The organism is Nonomuraea corallina (genome assembly GCF_027620315.1).
Classification (GTDB): Bacteria; Actinomycetota; Actinomycetes; order Streptosporangiales; family Streptosporangiaceae; genus Nonomuraea; species Nonomuraea corallina.
Genome location: NZ_JAPNNL010000295.1, coordinates 1 through 4,523 on the forward strand (window position 1 = coordinate 1; position 4,523 = coordinate 4,523).

Consider the following 4,523-nt stretch of genomic DNA (forward strand, 5'->3'; position numbering starts at 1 on the left):
TGCTCTCGGCGACCTCGGCATCAACCAGCAGTACGGTGAGGCCCAGGTGACCGTCACCGACCCGGACGACGAGACGCTGGTGTATCTGTATGACGCCTGGCGCGGCTACCGCATCCGCGGCGAGACCGATCAACTCGAATACACCACCTGGTACGAGTACGACCAGGCCGGCTTCCTGAAGAAGGTCATCGACCGCAACAACATCGCCAACGAGATCTACCAGGACAAACGCGGCAACACCCTCGGCCGGCAGTACTGCCGGGCCCCAGGAGAATGCGCGATCGAGTTCTGGACGTACTACCTGAACGCCAACGACCCGTTCGACCCGCGCAACGACCGAGTGGTCGCCTATCGGGACGGCCGCTCGAACTCCGACACCGACAACACCTACGCCAGCACCACCGTTTACAACAGTTACGGCGAGCCGACGGCACAGACCAGCCCGAAGACGACGGACTTCCCGTCCGGCCGCTCGACCAGCGTCACCTACACCGACGGCACCGAGAGCGCGGTCGGCGGCGGCAGCACCCCGGCGGGCCTGGTCAAGACCCGCACCGATCCGCGCGGGAACGTGTGGAGCTACCGCTACACCGCCGCCGGTGACCTGGCCGAGCAGACCGACCCCGAAGGCCTGGTCACCGAACTGGAGCATGACCTGCTGGGCCGCCTCGTCTCCAGCACCCGCATCTCCGATGCCGTCCCTGCGGGCGCGGAAACCACAATCGCCTACGACGGGCGCGGCCGGGTGACCACCAGCACGGCTCCCGGGGTGGAGAACGAGATCACCGAGGTCACGCACACCGCTCAGAGCCGTTACGTCTACGACGCGGACGGCAACGTGTTGTCGCAGACGGTGGCGGATTTGACCGGCGGTGAGCCCGACCGCGTCACCACCTACACCTACGACAGCCACGGCCGACAGGAGACGATCACCGGCCCCGAGGGCGGCGTGGTCCAGCAGGTGTTCAACGAGCGGGGCTGGCTGATGCAGACCACCGACCCACGGGGCACGGTCATCGAGTCGGGCTACAGCAAGCGCGGCGAACTCGTCTCGCGCACGTTGAAGGGCTGGACCGGCAGCCCGGTCAACCCGCAGGCGCCACAAGACCTGCTGCTGGAGTCCTACGCCTACGACGCGGCCGGACGATGGGTCGCCAGCGTGGAGGCGATGGGCCGCAAGACCACCAACGTGTACTGGACGGACAATCGCCTCAAGGAGCAGATCGCCGACGACGCCAAGCTCAACGGCTCAACGACGCCGCGCGATGTGGTCGTGCGCGCAGATGAGTACGACCCGGCGGGCAACTTGATCGAGCAGATGGCCGGCCACGGCACCGCCATCACCGTCTTCACCTACGACCAGGCCAGCCGGCTGGTATCGCAGACGCTGGACCCGGGAGCTCTGGCCCGCACCACCACGTTGGCCTACGACGCCAACACCAACGTCACCAGCAAGACCCTGACGGCCGCGGGCACCAGCCGGACCGAGTCAACCAGCTACGCCTACAACAAGCTCAACCAGATCACCCGCGAAACCGTCGAGAACGGCGCCCAGGACATCATCTCCACCCTCGGCTACGACGAGCGCGGCCTGGTCACCTCCATCACCGACCCGCGAGGCAACGCCGACGGCGCCACCGCCGCCGACTACACCACCACGCTGCGCTACGACGCGCTGGAGCGGCTGGTGGAGACCACCGCCCCCGAGGTGCAGGTGGACAAGAACGGCACCACCAGCCAGACCAGCCCGTCGGCGCTGATCGGCTACGACACCGCCGGCAACCAGACCCACCAGACCGACCCAGAGGGCCGCACCCACATCTCCGCCTACGACAAGGCGGGACGCCTGATCAGCGCCACCGCGCCCGCCTACACCCCGCCGGGCGGCAGCCCGATCACCCCGGTCATCCAGCACGCCTACGACGCGGCCGGACTACGCACCAGCACTACCGATCCGCGTGGCAACGTGACCGGCTACACCTATGACCAGCTCGGCCGCCAGGTCAGGGTCACTGATCCGGCACCTGCCGGGCAGACCGCCGGAACCTGGGTGACCGAATACAACGAGGCCGGGGAGACTCGGGTCACGACTGACCCGACAGGTGCCCGCGCTGAGGCCACCTACGACGACCTGGGTCGCCAGATCACCAGCACCCGGATCGAGCGCAAGCCCTCCACCGCCGCCTACGTCAGCCGGATGGAGTACGACGACGCCGGCCGGCTGGTCAAGCAGATCGCCCCCGGTAACAAGACCACCATCTACACGGTGAACCCGGCCGGCGACGTCACCGCGGTCAAGGACCCGGCCAACCAGACCACCACGATGGACTATGACGTGGCCGGACGCCTGATCAAGACCACCGACCCGCTGGGCAACGCCACCACCGCCGAGTACGACCTGGCCGGACGGCAGACCGCGGCCAAGGACCTCAACTCCGGCGGCATCGTGCAGCGCACCTTCTCCTACGGCTACGACGCGGCCGGCAACCCGACCAGCGCGACTACGCCGGAGGGTCACACCACCGAGCAAACCTTCGACGCCCTCAGCCGGTTGACCTCGCTGATCGAACCGGTCTCCGCAAGCGAGTCGATCACCACCAGCTTCGGCTACGACGCCGCAGGCGCCCGCACCCGGCTCACCGACGGCCGCGGCAACGCCACTTGGACGGCTTATAACAGCCTCGGTCTGCCCGAAACCGTCACCGAACCCGCCACCACCGTCCACCCGAACCTGTCCGACCGTACCTGGACTCACCTCTACGACGCGGCCGGAAACCAGGTCGCCACCGTCCAGCCGGGCGGGGTGCGGATCGACCGCATCTTCGACCACCTGGGCCGCCTCACCGACGAGGACGGCAGCGGCGGCGGTGCGGCGACCGCCGAGCGCAGCTTCGGCTACGACCTGGCCGGTCGCGCCACCACGATCGGTGACCTGAGCGTGGACTATAACGACCGCAGCCTTCCGTTGACCGTGTCGAAGGGCGGCAGCCAGCAGAGCGCCTACAGCTACGACGCGCTCGGCAACCCCATCCAGCGCATCGACGCCGCCGGCACCGCCGCCTTCACCTGGGACAACAACAGCCGGCTGCAGACCGCCACCGACCCGGTCACCGGCCGCACCCTCACCTACGGCTACGACGCGGCCAGCCGCTTGAAGACCATCACCGCCACCAGCGGCCAGGCCAGCACCCAGACCTTCGACTACGACGCGATGGATCGGCTGACCGGCCACACGCTGAAGAACGGCTCCGGCACCCAGCTCGCCAAGATCACCTACGGGTGGGACAAGGACGACAACCTCACCACCAAGACCACCACCGGTACTGCTGGCGCAGGCACCAACACCTACGGCTACGACCACGCCGGCCGCCTGACCTCCTGGACCGCCCCCGGCGGCACCACCACCGCATATGAGTGGGACGCCTCCGGCAACCGCACCAAAGCCGGCAGTAAGACCTTCACCTACGATGAACGCAACCGCCTCACCTCCGGCGACGGCACCGACTACACCTACACCCCGCGCGGCACCCTGGCCGGCCACACCAGGAACGGCACCACCACCTCCTACACCTTCGACGCCTTCGACCGGCTCATCGCCGACGGCGACAGCCTCTACAGCTACGACGCCCTCAACCGCGTCACCAGCCGCATCCGCGGCACCACCAACCAGACCTTCGCCTACTCCGGGCTGGGCAACGACCTGGCCACCATCAGCGCTGGCGGCACCCTCCAGGCGAAGTACAGCCGAGACGCGTTCGGAGCCCTGCTCGGCCTGCAGGAAGCCGGCGGGTCTGCCGTCGCCGCCCTGTCGGACCTGCACGGCGACCTGGTCGCCACGTTCACCACATCCTTGACCAGCAGCACCAGCTACGACCCGTTCGGTGCTGTCACCGCCCGGACCGGCGCCGCCACCACACTGGGATACCAGGGTGAGTACACCGACCCGGACACCGGCAAGGTCAACATGCACGCCCGCTGGTACCAGCCCGTAACCGGCACCTTCACCAGTCGCGACACCGCCACCCTAAATCCGAGGCCGTCCGTTCAAGCCAACCGCTACACCTACGCCAACGCCGCACCATTGACAGGCATCGACCCAACCGGCCACTACACCACCTCAACGGGCTTGGGCACCGACAGCGGCAGCGGCTATTCGGGTGCCGGATGCAGCATTGGCTACCTGTGCTTGGGAGCGGGAGGTGGTGACGCCCTCAACGGCGGGTTCAAGAGTCCGGGTACCGGCTACGGAGATATCAGCGCCTACGCTGGTACCACAATGAGCTACGGAGGCGGCTGCGTCGACAGCAGCAGCAGCATCTGCCACGAGACCTACGTAAACGAACGCTGGTGGAGCGATCTCATCAACTCCCCCGGCTACGACTACGACTCCAGTCCACTGATGTCGGATGAGGAGGCCAAACGTATCGGAGTTATGAACAACGGACGGCCGGTAGACCAGCCGTTCTTCTGGGACGACGCAGTTTCAGAAGAAGTTCGTAACGCCTATATGGCTGGCTGGTATC

General features: G+C 67.2%; 1 protein-coding gene. It reads left to right on the forward strand.

The genetic code is table 11. From position 1 onward, the window contains the following. A partial coding sequence (locus OUY22_RS35810; protein WP_333486880.1) for an RHS repeat-associated core domain-containing protein occupies positions 1 to 4,523 on the forward strand: 4,523 nt, incomplete at both ends.